Source organism: Alteromonas sp. P256, from assembly GCF_036864455.1.
Taxonomy (GTDB): Bacteria; Pseudomonadota; Gammaproteobacteria; order Enterobacterales; family Alteromonadaceae; genus Alteromonas.
In genome coordinates, this window is sequence record NZ_JAZETM010000005.1 from 165,957 (window position 1) to 184,644 (window position 18,688).

General features: G+C 46.0%; 16 protein-coding genes. 11 read left to right on the forward strand and 5 right to left on the reverse strand.

Annotated elements, in window-relative coordinates; all coding sequences use genetic code 11:
* Positions 1-104: 104 nt before the first annotated feature.
* The 8 genes from recG to V7R39_RS09960 all read left to right on the forward strand — a co-directional run bounded on the left by recG (position 105) and on the right by V7R39_RS09960 (position 9,344).
* Complete coding sequence (recG, locus tag V7R39_RS09925; RefSeq protein WP_334030428.1) at positions 105-2,177, forward strand: ATP-dependent DNA helicase RecG; 2,073 nt, start codon at positions 105-107, stop codon at positions 2,175-2,177.
* Positions 2,170-3,006 carry a class I SAM-dependent methyltransferase gene (locus V7R39_RS09930; protein ID WP_334030429.1) on the forward strand — a complete coding sequence of 279 codons (837 nt, stop codon included), beginning with the start codon at positions 2,170-2,172 and terminating at the stop codon, positions 3,004-3,006. Before recG ends, V7R39_RS09930 begins: the two co-directional genes overlap by 8 nt.
* A gap of 9 nt (positions 3,007-3,015) precedes the next feature.
* A complete protein-coding gene (locus tag V7R39_RS09935; RefSeq protein ID WP_334030430.1) occupies positions 3,016-3,489 on the forward strand; it encodes a peroxiredoxin in 474 nt (157 codons plus the stop codon).
* 265 nt (positions 3,490-3,754) lie between these two features.
* Positions 3,755-4,564, forward strand: coding sequence for a hypothetical protein (locus tag V7R39_RS09940; protein WP_334030431.1), 810 nt, complete (start codon positions 3,755-3,757; stop codon positions 4,562-4,564).
* A gap of 9 nt (positions 4,565-4,573) precedes the next feature.
* Positions 4,574-5,608, forward strand: coding sequence for an extracellular solute-binding protein (locus tag V7R39_RS09945; RefSeq protein ID WP_334030433.1), 1,035 nt, complete (start codon positions 4,574-4,576; stop codon positions 5,606-5,608).
* Complete coding sequence (locus V7R39_RS09950) at positions 5,605-7,125, forward strand: ABC transporter permease (RefSeq protein WP_334030435.1); 1,521 nt, start codon at positions 5,605-5,607, stop codon at positions 7,123-7,125. Before V7R39_RS09945 ends, V7R39_RS09950 begins: the two co-directional genes overlap by 4 nt.
* Positions 7,125-8,159 carry an ABC transporter ATP-binding protein gene (locus V7R39_RS09955; protein ID WP_334030437.1) on the forward strand — a complete coding sequence of 345 codons (1,035 nt, stop codon included), beginning with the start codon at positions 7,125-7,127 and terminating at the stop codon, positions 8,157-8,159. Before V7R39_RS09950 ends, V7R39_RS09955 begins: the two co-directional genes overlap by 1 nt.
* 3 nt (positions 8,160-8,162) lie before the next feature.
* Positions 8,163-9,344 carry an NAD(P)/FAD-dependent oxidoreductase gene (locus V7R39_RS09960; protein WP_334030438.1) on the forward strand — a complete coding sequence of 394 codons (1,182 nt, stop codon included), beginning with the start codon at positions 8,163-8,165 and terminating at the stop codon, positions 9,342-9,344.
* A 52-nt stretch (positions 9,345-9,396) separates the two neighbouring features.
* Here the strand turns inward: V7R39_RS09960 and V7R39_RS09965 are convergent, their stop codons facing one another.
* Positions 9,397-10,029 carry an MCP four helix bundle domain-containing protein gene (locus V7R39_RS09965; RefSeq protein ID WP_334030440.1) on the reverse strand — a complete coding sequence of 211 codons (633 nt, stop codon included), beginning with the start codon at positions 10,027-10,029 and terminating at the stop codon, positions 9,397-9,399.
* 204 nt (positions 10,030-10,233) lie between these two features.
* Entirely contained in the window at positions 10,234-10,461 is a 228-nt protein-coding gene (locus tag V7R39_RS09970; protein WP_163106560.1) for a hypothetical protein, read from the reverse strand.
* A gap of 209 nt (positions 10,462-10,670) precedes the next feature.
* Here V7R39_RS09970 and V7R39_RS09975 point away from each other — a divergent pair, with 209 nt between their 5' ends.
* Both V7R39_RS09975 and V7R39_RS09980 read left to right on the forward strand, forming a co-directional pair.
* Positions 10,671-12,137, forward strand: a complete 1,467-nt coding sequence (locus tag V7R39_RS09975) for a RimK family protein (protein WP_334030443.1) — start codon at positions 10,671-10,673, stop codon at positions 12,135-12,137.
* 79 nt (positions 12,138-12,216) lie between these two features.
* Positions 12,217-13,410 (forward strand): GNAT family N-acetyltransferase/peptidase C39 family protein, encoded by a 1,194-nt coding sequence (locus V7R39_RS09980; RefSeq protein WP_334030445.1) that lies wholly within the window; start codon positions 12,217-12,219, stop codon positions 13,408-13,410.
* A gap of 18 nt (positions 13,411-13,428) precedes the next feature.
* Here V7R39_RS09980 and V7R39_RS09985 read toward each other — a convergent pair whose 3' ends face one another.
* From V7R39_RS09985 to V7R39_RS09995, 3 genes are all read right to left on the reverse strand, one after another.
* Positions 13,429-13,623: a hypothetical protein gene (locus tag V7R39_RS09985; RefSeq protein ID WP_334030446.1), complete on the reverse strand. Its 195-nt coding sequence runs from the start codon at positions 13,621-13,623 to the stop codon at positions 13,429-13,431.
* A gap of 126 nt (positions 13,624-13,749) precedes the next feature.
* Entirely contained in the window at positions 13,750-14,784 is a 1,035-nt protein-coding gene (locus V7R39_RS09990) for an AraC family transcriptional regulator ligand-binding domain-containing protein (protein WP_334030448.1), read from the reverse strand.
* The gene (locus tag V7R39_RS09995; RefSeq protein WP_334030450.1) at positions 14,768-15,667 is read right to left on the reverse strand and encodes a GGDEF domain-containing protein; all 900 of its coding nucleotides are present in this window, start codon (positions 15,665-15,667) and stop codon (positions 14,768-14,770) included. Before V7R39_RS09995 ends, V7R39_RS09990 begins: the two co-directional genes overlap by 17 nt.
* Before the next feature lie 306 nt (positions 15,668-15,973).
* Between V7R39_RS09995 and V7R39_RS10000 the strand changes: the two genes are divergently transcribed.
* Complete coding sequence (locus tag V7R39_RS10000) at positions 15,974-18,676, forward strand: TonB-dependent receptor (protein WP_334030451.1); 2,703 nt, start codon at positions 15,974-15,976, stop codon at positions 18,674-18,676.
* Positions 18,677-18,688: the final 12 nt, after the last annotated feature.

An 18,688-nucleotide genomic window follows, 5' to 3' on the forward strand; every position in this document is an offset into this window, starting at 1 on the left:
TAAAAACTGGCCTAAAGCGTACTCGCCAACCCCGCAACAATCCTTTACACTTCATTTATCGTTTTAGTATCACAATCAACCGTTTGAATTGAGGATTAGGCTGCATGCAAGCACTCGCCACCACATCTATCACTGCCCTTAAAGGGGTAGGCGCAAAGGTGGCAGAAAAGCTCAACAAAATCGGCTTGTTTACGTTGCAAGATATTCTATTTCATCTCCCCCTTCGCTACGAAGACAGAACTCGCGTTTACAGTGTTGCTGAATGCCGTCCTTTCACCCATGTAAGCGTGCAGGGCGAAGTGATGAATGCCGATATTCAGTACGGCAAAAAGCGAATGCTGGTCGTCAAAATTAGTGACGGCACGGGCACAATAACGCTGCGCTTTTTTCACTTTGGTGCAGTGCAGCGAACAATGATGACCCCTGGCAATGTAGTTCGTTGTTTTGGCGAAATTCGCACGGGCAAATGGGGCATCGAAATGATGCATCCCGAATTTAAAGTGGTAGATGAAGACGCGCCGCCAATTGAAGAGTCGTTAACCCCTGTTTATCCAACGACAGAGGGCATTAAACAGCTTACCCTTCGCAACTTAACCGAGCAGGCATTAGCGCTTTTAGATAAAGGCGCTTTAACCGATTTATTGCCAGAGGGTATCTACGATAATCAAGTTTCCCTTAATGAAGCCCTGCACACAGTGCATCGCCCGCCTCCAGATGCCGATGTGCATGAAATAGAAGAGGGGCTTCACCCTGCTCAATACCGTCTTATTCTTGAAGAGCTATTATCCCACAATTTAAGCGTACTTAAAGTACGTAAACAGTCAGACGCCCAGCCGGGCATTGCCATAAAAGTGGACGACAACCTGATTGAAAAAATGCTGGCACAGCTGCCATTCTCGCCTACCGGCGCACAGCAGCGGGTAGTGAAAGATATTCAGCAAGACATGCAGCGCGCCAGACCCATGATGAGACTGGTGCAGGGCGATGTAGGCTCGGGTAAAACCTTAGTGGCTGCCCTTGCTGCGTTATCAGCAATTGGCGCAGGTCATCAAGTGGCGTTAATGGCGCCCACCGAGCTATTAGCAGAGCAGCACGCTAACAATTTTAGAGGATGGCTAGAGCCATTAGGTATTGAAGTGGGCTGGTTAGCTGGCAAGCTTAAAGGCAAAGCTCGAAGCGAAGTGCTGGCAAGGCTTGAAGCCGGCGATGTGCAAATGCTGGTGGGTACCCATGCTGTTTTTCAGGAAAGCGTAAATTACCAGCAGCTGGCATTAGTTATTGTTGATGAGCAGCATCGATTTGGCGTACATCAACGACTTGCACTCAGAGACAAGGGTGAGCAGCAAGGGCGCTTCCCCCATCAGCTTATTATGACGGCAACGCCCATTCCTCGTACCCTTGCCATGACGGCCTACGCCGACTTAGACACGTCAATTATTGATGAGCTACCGCCGGGGCGAACCCCGGTTACGACGGTGGTATTGCCCGATACCCGTCGCGCGGATGTTATAGAGCGGGTGCGTCAGGCATGTAAAGACAACGGCAGGCAAGCATATTGGGTGTGCACGCTAATAGATGAATCTGAAGTATTAGAATGCCAAGCCGCCGAGGAGGCTGCTATTACCCTGCGTACTGCACTGCCAGATTTACAGGTTGGTTTAGTGCATGGGCGTTTAAAGTCTGCTGAAAAGGCCCAAGTCATGGCCGATTTCAAAGAAGGGAAGCTTGATTTGCTGGTTGCCACCACGGTTATTGAAGTGGGCGTAGACGTACCCAACGCCAGCATAATGATTATCGAAAATCCTGAACGCCTTGGTTTAGCACAGCTGCATCAGCTGCGCGGTCGAGTAGGGCGTGGCGCAGTGGAAAGCCAGTGTGTGCTTATGTATCAAAGCCCGCTATCTAAAACCGCCACTCAGCGACTAGGTGTATTAAGAGAAAGTAGCGATGGTTTTTATATCGCTCAGCGAGACTTAGAAATACGCGGGCCGGGGGAGTTTATGGGCACGCGGCAAACTGGCATGGCAGAGCTTAAAATAGCCGATTTAGTGCGCGATGCAGCGCTCATCCCTAAAGTACAAGAGATTGCTTATACCATGTGGGACAAATATCCCTCCCATGCGCAAGCCATTATTAATCGCTGGATTGGTCATAAGGAGCAGTATGGCAATGCCTGATAGTACAAAGAGCACCGCGCCAGACATCTTGCTCCCAACTTTTTCTTCACCAATGTCCATAATTGTTGCTACTGAAAAAAGCAGCAACTTGTATGAAGCTGACAGACTGCTGCTTAACGACGTGGCCGTAAAGTGGGCTGAGGCGACATGTATAGCAGAAAACAAGCCCAACGACGGACTATACTTACAGATAAAAGACAATGTACTGGGATTAGCTGATGCCAGTGAGAAAAAGGTACTGCCAGTAGACGTCGATTTTGCCTCTCCTGCCAGCATGTATCGCAAGCAGCATGGAGGCGGAAGGAAAGAGCCCATAGTGAAAGCCATTGGCTTAAAAGGGAATGACAGCTGGCATGTTGTAGATGCCACACCTGGGCTTGGCCGCGACGCCTTTGTTATGGCAAGTGTGGGGTGCAAGGTTACCATGATAGAGCGTTCGCCCATCGTTGCCGCGTTATTAGAAGACGGTATTCGACGACTAGCGATGCATTTTCCAGAACTTGCTGAGAGAATTACACTTCAACATGGAAATAGTGCAGAGGTGATGCAATACTTTAAGGGTGAGAGTGTGAATGCTATTTACTTAGACCCAATGTTCCCACATAAAAAGAAATCAGCCTTGGTGAAAAAAGAAATGCGGTTGTTTCAACAATTGCTTGGTCACGATCCAGATGCAGATGCGTTATTACCGCCGGCCCTTAAGCTTGCTACACACCGCGTGGTGGTTAAACGTCCAAACAGTGCAGATGTATTAGCAGGTGAAAAACCATCAATGGCTATTGAAAGTAAGAAACACAGATTTGATGTGTATTTGTGTCAAAATAATTAGGAGAGCAGCATGTTACGAGTTGGTGGCACTTTACCAGAGGTAGATTTTAGTCTTTTAGTGGACGGTGAAATTACTAATCCTGGTACTAATGAACTTTTTACTAATAAACGCGTGGTAATGTTTGCGGTACCGGGGGCATTCACTCCCACCTGTTCACAGTCTCACTTGCCTGGCTATGTAGCGTTAGCTGATAAAATAAAAGCGAAAGGCGTAGACAGTATTATTTGTCTTTCGGTTAACGACGCTTTCGTTATGGATGCGTGGGGTAAAGCAAACAATGCAGAAAATATTATTATGCTGGCCGACGGAAATGCTTTTTTCACTAGCCAAGTAGGCTTGGATATGAATACAAGCAACTTTGGTGGTATGCGTTCATTGCGCTACTCGATGCTTGTAGAAGACGGCGAAGTGAAACAACTTAACGTTGAAGATCCAGGCCGCTTTGAAGTAAGTGACGCAGAGTCGATGTTAAATAGCTTATAATCACTGCAGACATTACTTATCCATGGAAAAACCCGCTAATTAGCGGGTTTTTTGTTTGCTAGCGTATTTGTAAGGAATAGTTAATGTATCTGAGACTCATTTTTATTAATATACCAGCGCGCTGTAGGTTGACCCTATTGAAAATCAATATCCTAGGCAAAGGTATACTACCGGTAGCCGAGGTGAGTTGCCTTTACTTAGTTAATGATAATAAGTATCATTTGCGCAGATTCCAACGTTACAGAACAATGTTTTAGGAACAAGTATGACAACAACATTGAAAAAAATGAGTGCTCTTTTGGCTGTATCAATGATTTCACTATCTATGGTGACAACAAACGCAATGGCGAATGGAGCTATAGGCGACCACGTCAATAATTTGCACGCTCATATTGGTGAATACACTGAAGAAGTAGAGTGGTTGGAAAGCAAGTTTGGCGGTGTGGTAGATGCCTATGCCAACAAAGATAAAAGCCTTAAAACAGACGCCCTAATGGAATATTGGGAAGAAGTCGATTTTCACTCGGCAATTGAAACTCAGTATGTACCTATTTATGCCTCAATTTGGCAGGGTATTTACGGCGTAAAAGTGGCCATTGATGAAGGCAAGCCTATTGATGTAGTGCGTCACGAGCAAGAGAAATTGAACCACGCCTTGTGGCAAGCGCTGGGCGCAGTTAAACTTGCGTCACAATATCAAAAGCGCGGACTGGTTGGTGAAGTGCAAACCACTGAAGTTGAACCTACCAACGGTCCAGCTGTTATCGACGATATTAAAACTCGACTAGATCGCGTTGTCGCCAAGTATGCAGAGCAGCTTAACGAAGTGGCGACCACATTAGTTCACGATACTTACCTTCAGCGCTTTGAAGGGGTAGAAGGGGACCTAATTGCAAAAGACGCTGCATTAGTTGAGTCGTTGGAAAGAGATTTTAACGTTACATTGCCGCAAGCTATCTCTCAAGATAAAGGCGTAGACGGTGTGCGTAGCGTGGTAGAAACCATGCAAAGCAAACTAGATAAAGCGCGTGTACTGCTTGTAGAAGCAGAGAAAGGCCGTAAAGACGTATTTTAAGGAACCTAGATGCAACGAAGAACATTCTTACAAGGTTTAGCTGCCGCAGGTGTATTGGGCAGTGTACCTTTCAGTTTAGCCCAAGCTGCATCTGTAGCCGGTAGCGTTTCTGTAGAATCGCTACCCAAGTTAGAGGGCGATATTACGCTGTATTTAGGGCGTGGAGAAGGCGGGCTTTACGAGAATGTTCTCGATGCGATTAAAAAGCGCAATCCTAAGTTAAACCTTAAAATTCGCCGCGGTGGCTCTGCCGCGTTGGCGAACACTATTGTTGCTGAGACCAAAGCAGGCGTAAAGCGCGCTGACTTATTCTGGGCCGTAGATACAGGCTCGATTGGTATGGTCACCGACTCGGGCGCAGCAAAGCCCCTTCCTGCAAGCATTACCAATCAGTTAAAGCGCGGTTTTCAATATCCTAGCTGGTCTCCGGTAACGGGCAGAGTACGTACGCTACCGTACAACACCGAGCGCGTTAATCCCGAACAAATTCCTGATAGCGTAATGGCATTAGCCGACAGCGATTTAAAAATTGGCTGGGCGCCTGCGTACTCTTCATTTCAGTCGTTCGTTACGGCAATGCGAGTGCTAGAAGGTGAAAAAGCCACTCGCATGTGGTTAAAAGGCATTAACCGCAATGCTAAGAAATATGCTGGTGAGCTTGGTGTAGTCATGGGCGTAGAGCGTGGTGAAGTGGATATCGGCTTTGCCAATCATTATTACACCTTACGTTTAAAATCGGGCAAGCCTGACGCCAATGTGGCGTTAGCCTACACTAACAATGATGCGGGCTGTTTGGTAAACGCATCGGGTATTGTAGCCTTAAGCGATGGCGATTTGCCGGTTAACTTCATTCGTTATTTACTGACCCATGAAGTGCAAAGCTACCTTGCGCGAGAAGCGTATGAAATTCCACTGGTGCAAAATGTGGCTGCACCAGAAGGGTTGGCGAGTTTGACCTCGCTGTCTCCCCCTGAACTCGATCTTCGCAAACTTGCAGACTTGCGCCCAACCCTAAATATGATGAGGGATGTTGGCGTACTGTGACAAATTGGCCAAAGTCGTATCCACTGGCACTACTCATTGCGCTGATGGCTTTATTGCCCGTCGGCGTTTTGTTTTCTCTAGCTCAAGACAGTGCGCAATTATTCGATACCCATAATTTACGAGTACTAGGCAACACGGTTGCATTAATGGTGCTAACCATTATTGGCGCAGTGATTATTGGTGTGCCGCTGGCAATGTTTACCGCCTACGTGCAGTTGCCGTTCAAACGATTCTGGCTAATTGTATTAGCCGCTCCACTTGCGTTACCAAGCTATATTGGCGCGTTTGCCATGTATTTCTCGTTTGGTCGCGGTGGCGAAATTGAAAACGTGATGGGTATCACCACGCCACCTATCAGTGGATTGTGGGGCTCGGCACTTGTCATGAGCCTGTATACCTACCCGTTTGTTATGATGACCACGCGCTCTAGCTTACTCAGTTTAGACGCCAGTTTAGTGAATGCGGCTAGAACACTAGGGCTTTCATTAGGTGCAAGCATTTGGCGTGTAGTGTTGCCTCGAGTAGCAAACAGCATTGCTGCGGGGGCATTGCTTGCCGCGCTTTACGCGCTTTCCGATTTTGGAACCCCAGCGATTATGGGCCTCGATACTTTTACCCGCGTTATTTTCGTTGAGTACAATGCGTTTGGTTTAAGCCAAGCTGCCATGTTGAGCTTGCAGCTTATGGTAATTGTGGGGCTTATCCTATTTATTGAGAGCCGCGTAAGTGGCGCAACAGAGCGTCCTGGTCGACACCTGTCACTTTTCCCAGCCCGTTGGAAATGTAATTTGATGCTGCTGTCTGCCATGCCTATTGTGTTTATGGCCATTGTTTTACCTCTCGCTATATTTACTCTTTGGCTGGTGCGTGAGGGAACCGGTGGCTTCGAACTTAGCTACGCATGGAACTCTGCCCACGCTTCTTTCCTTGCGGCTCTTGTGGCGGTGCTATTGGCTATTCCTGTCGCCCATGCTGCTATTGCAGGGAAAGCAGGCCGTTTGATGGAGCGCATTACCTACTTTGGCTTTGGTGTGCCTGGCATCGTTATGGGTACTGCACTGGTTTATGTTGGCCTGCAGCTTCCTGCGCTATATCAAACCCTAGGGCTATTAGTCATGGCTTACGTGCTGCGCTTTCTGCCACTGGCAGTAGGCAGTGTAAGAGCCACCGCTGAAAATATCGATTCAGGTTTAGTGAAAGCGGCAAGAGTACTTGGCGCAAGCCCCAGAGAAGCCTTTACACGAATTACGCTACCGCTAACCCTTCGTGGTATGATTGCCGGTGCCGCATTAGTCTTTCTAGAAGCGATGCGAGAACTCCCGGCTACCCTTATGCTTGGTCCAACGGGGTTTGAAACACTAGCTACTTACATGTGGCGCGTTTACGAAGCAGGCTATTTTGGTCGCGCCGCTGTGCCGGGCTTGCTGCTAGTTTTATTATCAGGCGTTGGGTTAGTCCTAATGCTATCGGGTGAACGAAAAGCCCAATTTACCGTTACCGAGGATGAACGTTCGTAATGCTAAGTGTCAGTAATTTGTCAGTGAATTATGGGTCTACCCGCGTTGTCGACAAGTTAAATTTAGAGCTTGGGCAAGACGAAATACTCATGTTGGTAGGGCCTACAGGCTGCGGTAAAACCACTATTTTGCAGGCGCTAGCTGGCCTAATACCGTTATCCGAAGGTGAAATTCGCCTTGGTAAGTGGACAAGCACCCCGGCTAAGCACGTTCCGCCTGAAAAGCGCAATGTAGGCATGGTGTTTCAAGACTTTGCGCTGTTTCCACATCTTACTGTGCAGCAAAACGTGTGTTTCCGTTTAAAAGACACCTCTCTTGCCGATCATTGGCTAACGCTATTAGGGCTAGCCAATTTTCGCGACGTTAAGCCAGCCAGTTTATCTGGCGGTCAAAAGCAGCGCGTTGCACTGGCAAGAACCCTGGCTCACGAGCCTGCGTTTGTTTTACTTGATGAGCCCCTATCAAACCTTGATGCTGCGCTAAAAGACAGCTTGCGTTGGGAAATACGCGACGCCCTTAAAAAAGCGGGCGTGCCGGCTATTTGGGTGACTCACGACCAAGAAGAAGCGCTCAGTGTGGGTGACAGAATTGGCATTTTGAACAAAGGCGTTTTAGAGCAGTTAGACACGCCAGAGTCGTGCTACTCAACTCCAAACAGCCGCTTTGTAGCGCGCTTTATGGGTGAGGCGAGCTTTTTAAAAGCAAGCTTCGACAATAGCGCGAGCAATACCGATAACACAGTGGTAACCGACATTGGCCGCGTGCCGGGTACGCCACTTCAAAAAGCAAATGGCTTAGTAGACCTACTGGTTCGCCCAGACGATTTAAGTTTAGACGCTACTCATGCCTCGCCCAATGGCACGGTAGACTGGGTGCGCTATGAAGGTGAAAGCCGACTTTATGCTGTCACCCACGATAACGGCAGTCAGCTTAAAGTACGCGTAAGTCACGAAAATGCCATTAAGCCAGGTGAGCGTGCGCATATGCAGCTTATTACTACCCACCCGTTAGCCGTATTTCCAAGAGAGGCTTAATACGTGATTAAACGTGATGTGATAGTGCTTGGTGCGGGCGCTGCTGGGCTTTTCTGTGCTGCGCAGGCTGGTGCAAGAGGGCGTAGCGTAGAGGTGCTCGATCACGCAAAGAAAGTGGGGCGTAAAATATTGATGTCTGGCGGTGGGCGCTGCAACTTTACCAATATGTACGCAGGCCCAGAGAATTTCCTCTCGCAAAACCCCCATTTTTGTAAGTCTGCCCTGAGTCGATATACCCAGTGGGATTTTATTTCACTCGTGGCCGAGTACGGCATTGCTTACCATGAAAAAACACTGGGGCAGCTCTTCTGTGACGATAGTGCAAAAGACATCGTTAATTTACTGCTACAAGAGTGCGAAAAAGCCAAGGTGACGGTCACTACGCGCTGCGAAATATTGTCGGTAGAGAAGCGCGAAAGTAAGTACATACTATCTACATCAAATGGTGACTATGAATGCGAATCTCTTGTGGTCGCTACGGGTGGATTAAGTATGCCCAAGCTTGGGGCCACGCCCTTTGGCTATAAAATTGCCGAGCAATTTGGTTTAAATGTGCTGCCAACCCGAGCGGCCCTAGTACCATTTACTTTGCATGATAAAGACAAAGAAACCCTTGCCGATTTAAGTGGTGTAGCGGTAGATGTTTACGCAAGTTGTAACGACACCACCTTTAAAGAGGCCATGTTGTTTACTCATAGAGGGTTAAGTGGCCCCTCTATGCTACAAATTTCCAGCTACTGGGAAGCCGGCGATACGTTAAGTATCAATACGACCCCGGATAATGACCCTCACGAGCTATTAAATAGCGCCAGAACACAAACGCCTGACGCACTGCTTGCTACCTGCTTAAATAAGATTTTTCCTAAACGTGTTTCGCAAAGTTTTATCGAGTTAAACGACTGGCGCAACGTGCCGGTGAAACAACTCTCTCACGGGGAATGCGAGAATATTGCAAACACGTTAGAGAACTGGCACATAAAGCCAAATGGCACAGAAGGCTACCGCACAGCTGAAGTGACGATTGGCGGTGTGAATACCAATGAGTTATCGTCAAAAACCATGATGGCCAACAACGTTGAAGGGCTCTATTTCATTGGTGAAGTGGTAGATGTCACCGGCTGGCTAGGAGGCTACAATTTTCAGTGGGCGTGGAGCAGCGGCTGGGCAGCCGGGCAGGTGGTGTAGTGTTTTGCGACAATAAAGTGCGCAACCAGCGTCTGCCCCAACAAACTGAGTGTTACTCAGACACAAACTCATCTTTTTCCTTCGAAGAAGGCAGTAAAATAATGATAAAGATAAGCACTGCCGTGATGATTAAAAAGTACTTTTCCAGCGAACGGTAGGTTTCCATGGCTTCAGTGGCATTTTTACTGATTGCTAGCTTATTCTTTCCTTCGGCTAGTTGAATATCAGATAGTTTATCTAAATCACTATTTAACGCCTTGAGCTCTAGCAGAAGTGTTGCGATTGCAGCGGTATCGATTGACTGCTCTTTAGAGAATGAGATTTCTTTTTCTAAAGTCACAAGCTCATTAAAACTAGTTTCAAAGTGATTCAGCGTGAACGCTTCAAAATCAGTTAAATAAGTTTTCTTAAACGCATTAATAATGGCAAAGGCTTGCTTGTTAACCTTTTCGTTCTCGCTCGTGAAAAAAGTATAGTTTTGAGCCGCAAGTGCGACTTCCTTCTCATGCAAGAAACCAGCGAGTTCGTAAATCATTCCGTTAACTACAAGACGATCTTCGTAAATCTCCTCGATAGAGTCCTTCACATTGTTAAAGCTATTTAAGTTGGTCTCGCCCATTGCATACACCAATGCAAGTGACGTAAGAAAAACAACGATACATAGCCCTTTACTTGCCCAGCTCATGATACCTCCTTTCACGCTACTTTACAGACACGCTGAACACCAACGCTAGTTCGTTAGTCGTTTATAGGGCTGTAAGTTTTATGTTTACCATTTGTGAAATGATAGGTGCAGCGGCGCGCAGATACAAGGTTGCTAATCGCAATGTTGTCGCTGGTATATGAGGGCGCCTAACATGTAGGCGCAACAACAAATGTGTACAAAGTGTTAACTAGGAATAGACGTAATGGGTTGATAACCCTCTATATCTAGCTCTTCATTGATACAAATAAGTAAATATTCGTCAAGTGATAAGCCGTCTGTGCCTTCATCTTCGGCAAGTTCTGCACAGTAAGCTTTGTACTCAAGAACAAGTTCTTTGCTTGCAACGGGTCTATCGTCAGCAAACGCGGTTGCAGAAAAAACTAACCCTGCCACTAACCAAATATATTTCATGTTATCTCCCAATAAGTTCATTCAGTGAACGGATTAAGCTTAAAATTAATTGGCCAAAATACGAGCAAAATAATATGACCGTTAAGGACAAATTATTTCGTTCAAATACTGCTGTTCATCCATTGATATAGCATCAAAAAAGTCTATATTCCGCGCAATTAACTCAATGTCGCACGTAGTGTGCGACATGTACTTATTTGGAATTAAAAATGATAACAACATTAATTGTTGTCGATTCGCTATCTGATGCTCATCAACTGCACTTTCAAAATTGCGAAGTGGTTGATTTTGAGCAATACCTTTCACAATTCCCCAAGCGTGGGGAAGGCAAAATGCGCGTTATCAATTTGTGCGCCACCGATCGCTATTTAAGTAAGGGCTATTACTGTTCATTGTTAGCTGAAGCGCGCACGCACAAAGTACTGCCAAGCGTGAATACCATTAATAATTTGATCATTGAAAGTGAAGAGCAGTCGCTTCAAATGAAAACCGTTACGCTACCTAAATTGTTGAGCGATGAAGCCAGTGATGGCAGTAGCTGTGATGTGTTTTTTGGTACCACTAAAGCTGTATCGATGAGCGCAATCGCCAAGTTTGCCTTCGAACGTTTTCCAGCGCCCTTTTTGCGTGTTTCGGTAAGTAAACAATCGAGCGCTACGGTAATGACGGTAGGTTTTGGCGATTGGTGCACGGCTAACGGCGAAGATAAATCAGAGTTAGCCAATGCGCTTCAACACTACGTAGCAAAAACCTGGCTACGTGGAAGTAAGCAAAAACAAGCCCGCTGGGATATGGCGATTTTATGTAATGAGAATGAAGCGACACCGCCTAGCGACGCTAAAGCAATTAAGCATTTTATTAAAGCGGCAAAGCTTGTGGGTATTAACGCTGAAGTAGTCAATGCGGCCCAAGCAGCAGCTAACATTACTCATTATGATGCGCTGTTTATCCGTGAGACCACTGCAATCAACCACCCAACCTACCATATTGCGCGCAAGGCCGAACAGGAAGGATTAGTGGTGATAGACGACGCGACCAGCATTTTGAAGTGTTGTAATAAGGTGTATTTGCACGATGCGTTTAGCTATCACAAGGTGCCCTCGCCACGCAGTCACTTTGTGTCTGACAACTCAGCATCAACGTGCCAAATGCTAGCGGATGAGTTTGGTTTTCCGATGGTACTGAAACTGCCAGAGAGCTCATTTTCAATGGGCGTATTTAAAGTAAAGGATATCGACGAGCTGAAAGGTAAGCTTGAAACCATGCTAAACGAATCTGCACTGGTGTTGGTTCAAGAATATATCTTTACCGAATTTGATTGGCGCATTGGCGTATTAAATGGCCGGCCTATTTATGCATGTCGATATCACATGGCCCGTGGGCACTGGCAAATATACAACCATGACGCAAAAACTAATACGTCAGGTGGGTTTGAAACACTGCCAACCTTTGAAGTGCCAAAGCCTGTGTTAGATGCAGCGATAAAAGCATGCTCAATGATTGGTAAAAGCCTGTACGGCGTTGATATTAAGCAGGCTAATGGCAAAGTGTATGTCATTGAGGTGAACGACAACCCCAGCATTGAGGCAAAAGTTGAAGACCTTTACCTTGGTAAAGAGCTTTATATGATCATTATGCAGGAGTTTGTAAACAGGTTGGAAGCCCGTGGACGTTAGGTGTAGCGATAAAGCTTGCAGTGACATTAAAAGCAGTAAAAACGCTGAAAACCGCTCAGCTCATACGCAGGATATAACCATGCGTTTAGCGAACGCTGCCGACATTGATGCACTAGAACACATTGAGCAACGTTGCTTTGAAAGCGACAGGCTGTCGCGCAGGCGCATGCGCTATTGGATAAAGGCTGAGCACGGTATTTTACTACTAGCTGAAAGTGGCAACGGCATTGTAGGTTACGGCCTGGTTATTTTGCGCAAAGGCAGTCGTTCTGCTCGCCTGTATTCTCTAGCGGTACTTGCTGACGCAAGGGGGCAGCGTATAGCGCCCTCTCTTTTGCAAAAGCTTGAAGCATTAGCAGCCGAGAAACAAAAGCTGTTTATTCGCTTAGAAGTTGCTGAAGATAACAAAGCGGCAATCAAAATGTACAAGCAGTTAGGCTATCGCAAGTTTGGTATTTATCGGCAGTACTATGCAACAGGTGCTGATGCGCTGCGCTTTCAAAAGCCCATACAGTATGCAAGCGCTATTGGCCCTCAACAGTATTACCCGTGGTACAAGCAAACTACGGCGTTTACGTGTGGGCCAAGTGCCTTAATGATGGCAATGAAGTATGTGCAAAAAGATACGCGGTTTGATCAAACCACTGAAATAGCAATTTGGCGCCAGGCCACCACTATTTTTATGACCTCAGGCCATGGCGGTTGCCATCCGCTAGGTTTGGCGTTAGCTGGGCACCAGCGGGGTTTCGACGTTGAAGTATATTCCACACAAATAAATGATTTGTTTGTAGATGGCGTGCGCAGCGAACACAAAAAATCGATTATGCGCATTGTAGAGCAGGATTTTATTGAACGCGCTTCAAAGGTCAATATAGTAGTACATAAAACTGACATTGAGCTGGCTCAAATTGAAGCGGCCCTAAGCAAAGGTTACGGCGTTATTTGCCTTATTAGCACGTATCAGTTTCACGGCGTGAAAGCACCTCACTGGGTGGTAATAACGCATGCTGATGAACGTTGTTTGTATTTACACGACCCTGACGGAAGTGAAGGGTTTTATGATGAGGCTGGCGTGAGGCTAGATAGTACGAATCACAATGGTAGCATTAGCTTAAACGGCGCATCTGTGAGTGATGCAGATATAGTAGACAGCGAAGACATTGATTTAGATTATCAGCACCTCCCTATTCTAAAGCAAGACTTTGCATCATTGTCGGTGTTTGGCAAAACAAAGCTACGAACGTGCTTGGTGATTAAGCCCCGGGATTCGTAACTCGGTTTTCTATCTCTGCTAATGAATAACAGATGAAGTACTGTGCTCGCTTGAATTAGCATTTTTGTCATGGCTTAAGTCAACCGTGGCGGCATCCTCAACTAACGCGGTCATCGCATCGATAATATCGAGGAAACGCCCAAGTTGAGCAGGAGACAGGTCTTTAGAAAGGTGTTCAATTTTATTGATGAGTTGCTTAGTGGGTAAACGCATAGTCAAATTCTCGTCGTTTTAGCTCAGGTTTAAGTTAACTGAACGTAGACTTACAATTTGCTTGCCAAGTTTTGATGGGATTATCAAAAATACTCATACGGGTAGTGACCTAGCGGCCTTGGTAAATTAAGAAATAGAGTTGCGAATTTGGGTTAATGTCATACCGGTAAGGCGTTTAATAAAGCGCCGAAGATTGGTGGTGTCGTTTACAGAGAATGCCTCTGCGAGCTGTTGGGTGTTTGCCCTACATGTTTTTACCATCATAATTGCGTGTTGCTTTTGAATGCTGTCACTAAGTTGTTTGAAGCTCATGTTGTGCTCAGCTAAACGGCGCTTCAAGGTAGCAAGGCTCATGGAAAGTGTTGAAGCAATTTGCGCTGCTGTTAAGTCAGGCTGTTGTATTAGTAAATTCTGGATCCGTTCGGACAAGGCATACATAGGTTGCCTCGACCAAGATGCCACACCGGTTGTAACCCACTCCTCATCGGCAATTGAAAAGCGCTTCTCCCACGCTTCACGAGGAATTTTGATCATTGTTACAGGTTGTTCAAAAGAAAGCCGTGTACCTAAAAACTCCTCGTAATCGTAAATGTTGCGTGGACGAGCCCATTCAAAATCAAAACTTAAAGGGAACCGTTTGTCTGTTCCTTGACGAACAATAGATACCATCCAAGCAAAGGCTATTTCTACCTGAAAAGACCAGTTCTCTTTTGCACCAAAACTATCTTGAGGTACAAGGTAAATCGTATCGTCGTGATAATACGTACGCCAGTGAATAAGTGGCATGCAGCTCCAGCGCATTTGAGAAAGAAGCTCAACACAATGCGCTACGTTACGGCATCTCAATAGTATAGATAGCACGCCTAGCATGTGACTAGAGGTGAGCATTCGACCTATTTGTAATCCTGCGTCTCGGCTCTTCACACTCTTTTGAACGCGCTGGCTCAATAGTAGAAGCTGTTTAGCACTTAAACTTCTGCCGTTAGCAATATCTTCTATGAAAAGCCCTGTCCCCCGAAGCAAAGCATCGCTTTCGATACCTTGTGAAATACTCACATCAATCATAGCCTGCGCTAGCGGCCAGGCGGTTAAGTGTTTGTCAGTAACACCTAGAAGCGATGATTTGGGCACGGTGTTAGGGTGATTAGGCTGCGTGTGCATGCTGCTTATCTAAGCTTTGATTGAGTGTAAGGATGGTTGTGTTTATGTCAGCTATACTCGCTATTTCCATTGCAGCGTGACGAGCACTCAAACAAATAGCGGTATTACATTGGTGGGGATAAAAAGCAAAATGTTGAATACTTTGGCTGAGTTGGTTTATGCAGTTTGCTGAATCAACCTTTTCATCTTGCAGTAGTAAAATAGCGAAGCGGTCTCCGGCAAACCGGCAAACTAGCGCGCTACTTGGAAGTGATAGCGATAGCATTGAGGACAATCCTCGCAAGTAGCGGTTACCTTCCTTATGCCCGTACTGGCTATTAAACTGACTAAAATCATTAATGTCTAACATCACTAACGTTTTATATGAGCGAGGTTTATGGGCGAAGGCTTGTTCTAAACGCATCATCCAGTGCTCTCCGCTGTATAACTGAGTTACCGGATCCAGGTCTTCCGTATTGCGAACAAAGCCCTCTCTTGTTTGCCACTGCGCGTTAAGCGTCAACTGTTCTTTATGCCATTGCCAAACAGCATAAGTGGTCATTACCATGCCGATAGAGGCAGGGATAGATTCCATCATAGAAACCCAATTAGACGAGGCTGAGTAGTCCATAAACTCATCCATCAAATCCAAAAGTGAAGAAAACAGGATAAGGTTAAGGCCTATCACCAGCAATTGAGTTAACTTCCCCGAAGGACGACTAATCAGAAGTGCCAATATCCACAGCAATAATACTAGGGTCACACTCCCTTCACCCAATACATCAAGCCATTCAATACCTGAGGCTTCTGGCGTGCCCGCTAAAACGCACATCGCAAGGGCGAGTATAGGAAGTGTTAGTGACAGCGAGAACAAACCTTGATGCCGTCTTAAATGTGAAACCATGATGAATAACCTAAATACCGTGATATGTGCTGTTTAACGTAATCTACCTTGGCGTAGTAGTGTTATTTTGGCTCACGATTATGACAGTTTAACGATGTGCAGCACCCTGCTAGTCGATGTTTTGGCAATTAATTCAATGTAAACAGTGGTTTGTGTGCAGGTCATTTTGGCTCAGGGAAATGGCGAGTTGAGCCTTATTTATGTTTATCTGTGTAGTTTTGGCGGCTAGGTCAAAAAACTGTCACGGAAACGTCATTTATTCATCCTACTTTGAGCTGGCTTTCACACAATCAGAAGAACTCAGGTATGCACACTAGAAAATTATCTCTTATCGCCATTGCTTGCTCGGCAGCTTTGCAATTTGCGGCACCTCAGGCAATAGCGGCCGAAGCGTCGCAGGTAGTAGGCGTAGTCACCAACGTAAACAGCAGCAAATTATTTGCTGGCGCTAAAATCGATATTCAGGAGTTGGGTATAAGTGTTTATGCCGATAAAGAAGGTCGTTTTAGAATTCCACGAATTGCACCAGGTACTTATACGGTTGAAATTGATTATTTAGGTACAGAGCCTTCCACGCAAACAATTGTCGTTGGCGATGATATTACCAATGTTACCTTATTGGTTGGTGCTGCCAACGATACTATTGAGGAGCTACTGGTACGTGGACAACGAAGTGGGCAAGCGACAGCAATTAACAAACAGCGCATGGCTGATGGCATAACATCAGTCGTGTCTTCGGATGCAATAGGTCAGTTTCCTGATCAGAATGCGGCAGAGTCACTTCAGCGTTTGCCGGGTTTAAGTATTGAGCGTGATCAGGGTGAAGGGCGCTTTGTAGGTATTCGCGGAATCGACCCGAACTTGAACAATGTCACCATTAACGGTTTGAATATTCCTTCTCCTGAAGGCGGCGTTAGGTCAGTAGCCCTCGATGTTATTCCTTCTGAACTCATTAGCAGTTTAACGGTTTCAAAGTCTGTTACCTCTGATATGGATGCCGATACCATTGGCGGTAATATTGAAGTAAAAAGTGTGAGTGCGTTTGACCGAGCCACTGACAGCGCCTCATTTACCGCCCAGTTAAGTCAAAACGAGCTTCGCGACGCCTTAAGTCCTAAGCTTGCAGGCAGCGTCACCCATAAAATGAATGATAAGTGGGGCATTGCTGCTGCACTAAGCTACTTTGACCGTGAATTCGGGTCAGACAACATAGAAAGCAATGGCGATGATGAAATTGAACAGCGTCATTACGCTATCACCCGTGAACGTCTTGGTGGAGCGGTAAACATTGATTTTCGTCCAGATTTTAATAATCAGTATTATTTACGCACCTTATACAGTCGCTTTTCAGACTCAGAGTTCAGACAGGCCAACGTTTTCGTATTAGATGGCGATGACTCAGAAGTAGAGCGTGAAAGTAAAGACCGATTTGAAGAGCAAAGTATTTTAAGTATATCTGCCGGTGCAGAGCATGAACGCGATGCATGGACGATAAGCTATCAAGCAGGTTACTCCCGCTCTGACGAAGATGAACCTGATGCGCTTTACTATGTTTTTACTGGTGCTGATGCAGGTATTGATGGTGATTTAGAACAACGTATTCCCCAACTTACGGTACCTGAAGCACTTAACGACCTTGGCAACTACGAACTCGATCAAATGAGTTTCGAACGCAATAATGCAAAAGATACGGAGCTGAGTTTCCGTCTTGATATTGCTAAGCGAGTAGACTGGTTTGATAGTGAAGGTGAAATGAAGTTTGGCTCTAAATATCGAGCACGAGAAAAAACCGCTGCGGCCAATATTTCAATTTTTGACGGTGGGTTTGATGGTTTTGATAACGCGGCATTTGCTACCGCTTCTCCAGAATACACCCTCGGAAATTTTGGACCAGGGCTTAATCGCGGTGCGCTAAGAGACAACTTCAATCAGCAGCGCAGTGGGCTTGAATTGGCTGAGTTAGATTCTCGCATTGAGTCTCAGGGCAATTCTTTTAGCAATGATGAAGATATTTTTGCTGCCTATGCCATGACTCGCTTTGACTGGGAAAAACTTCGCTTAGTGGCTGGTTTACGCTATGAAAGCACGTCTTACAGTACCGCTGGCTCTCAAGTATCATTAACCGAGAATGAAGACACAGATAGCGTCGATTTGGCTATTGAGCCAGTAAGCGCTTCCCGTGACTATGACAACCTTTTCCCTAGTATCAACGTGCGTTATGCGTTTTCTGACAAACTCATTGGCCGCGCCGCTTTCACTCAAACGCTTTCCCGCCCGAGTTTTGAAGATGCAGCAGCGTTTCAAATTATTGAGGCCAATGTGAGAACGGAAGATGGCGAGCAGGTAATAGAGCGTGAGGCAAGCGTAGGCAATCCTGAGCTACTGCCCTATGAGGCTGATAACTTCGACCTAATGCTTGAATATTACCCGGGTAATATTGGTGTTTTGTCTGCAGGATTGTTTCATAAGCGTATCGACAATTTTATTGTTGAGGCGAACGTGGCGGGCACAGCGCCATGGGAAGGCTTTGAAGAAGCCTTTCAACCCGTTAACGGTGAAGAAGCCACGCTTACTGGTTTGGAACTAAGCTGGGTTAAGAGTTTCGATAATGGACTTTTATTCTCGTTAAATGGCACATTTTCTGATTCTGACGCGCTCACTATTCTTGATGGTGAACGCTTTGAAACTAACTTACCTAATCAATCTGACACGGTTGGGAATGTGGTTGTAGGTTATGAAAACGACTCGCTAAGTATGCGGTTAAGTATGACCTACAAAAGTGACAACCTTGAAGAAATTGATGATGGCATGCTGCGTATAGAAGATGATCACCAGCAAATTGACTTCGTTGCCAAATACTACATAAACAATGATATGCAGGTGTATTTCAACGGCATCAACTTAGGTGACGAACCTATGTATCACTATTTCGACGAGCGCAATCGCAATGCTCAATTCGAACAGTATGGCCGTACCTTTGAAATTGGCTTTATTTGGCGTACTCAGTAATGGGATGTAATG

Excerpts from the sequence above, each read along its gene's own strand:
- V7R39_RS09935 (WP_334030430.1), top strand. The coding sequence starts at position 3,016 with ATGTTACGAGTTGGTGGCACTTTACCAGAGGTAGATTTTAGTCTTTTA.
- recG (WP_334030428.1), top strand. The coding sequence starts at position 105 with ATGCAAGCACTCGCCACCACATCTATCACTGCCCTTAAAGGGGTAGGC.
- V7R39_RS09975 (WP_334030443.1), top strand. The coding sequence starts at position 10,671 with ATGATAACAACATTAATTGTTGTCGATTCGCTATCTGATGCTCATCAA.
- V7R39_RS09985 (WP_334030446.1), bottom strand. The coding sequence starts at position 13,623 with ATGCGTTTACCCACTAAGCAACTCATCAATAAAATTGAACACCTTTCT.
- V7R39_RS09930 (WP_334030429.1), top strand. The coding sequence starts at position 2,170 with ATGCCTGATAGTACAAAGAGCACCGCGCCAGACATCTTGCTCCCAACT.
- V7R39_RS09945 (WP_334030433.1), top strand. The coding sequence starts at position 4,574 with ATGCAACGAAGAACATTCTTACAAGGTTTAGCTGCCGCAGGTGTATTG.
- V7R39_RS09965 (WP_334030440.1), bottom strand. The coding sequence starts at position 10,029 with ATGAGCTGGGCAAGTAAAGGGCTATGTATCGTTGTTTTTCTTACGTCA.
- V7R39_RS09990 (WP_334030448.1), bottom strand. The coding sequence starts at position 14,784 with ATGCACACGCAGCCTAATCACCCTAACACCGTGCCCAAATCATCGCTT.
- V7R39_RS09955 (WP_334030437.1), top strand. The coding sequence starts at position 7,125 with ATGCTAAGTGTCAGTAATTTGTCAGTGAATTATGGGTCTACCCGCGTT.
- V7R39_RS10000 (WP_334030451.1), top strand. The coding sequence starts at position 15,974 with ATGCACACTAGAAAATTATCTCTTATCGCCATTGCTTGCTCGGCAGCT.
- V7R39_RS09995 (WP_334030450.1), bottom strand. The coding sequence starts at position 15,667 with ATGGTTTCACATTTAAGACGGCATCAAGGTTTGTTCTCGCTGTCACTA.
- V7R39_RS09980 (WP_334030445.1), top strand. The coding sequence starts at position 12,217 with ATGCGTTTAGCGAACGCTGCCGACATTGATGCACTAGAACACATTGAG.
- V7R39_RS09940 (WP_334030431.1), top strand. The coding sequence starts at position 3,755 with ATGACAACAACATTGAAAAAAATGAGTGCTCTTTTGGCTGTATCAATG.
- V7R39_RS09970 (WP_163106560.1), bottom strand. The coding sequence starts at position 10,461 with ATGAAATATATTTGGTTAGTGGCAGGGTTAGTTTTTTCTGCAACCGCG.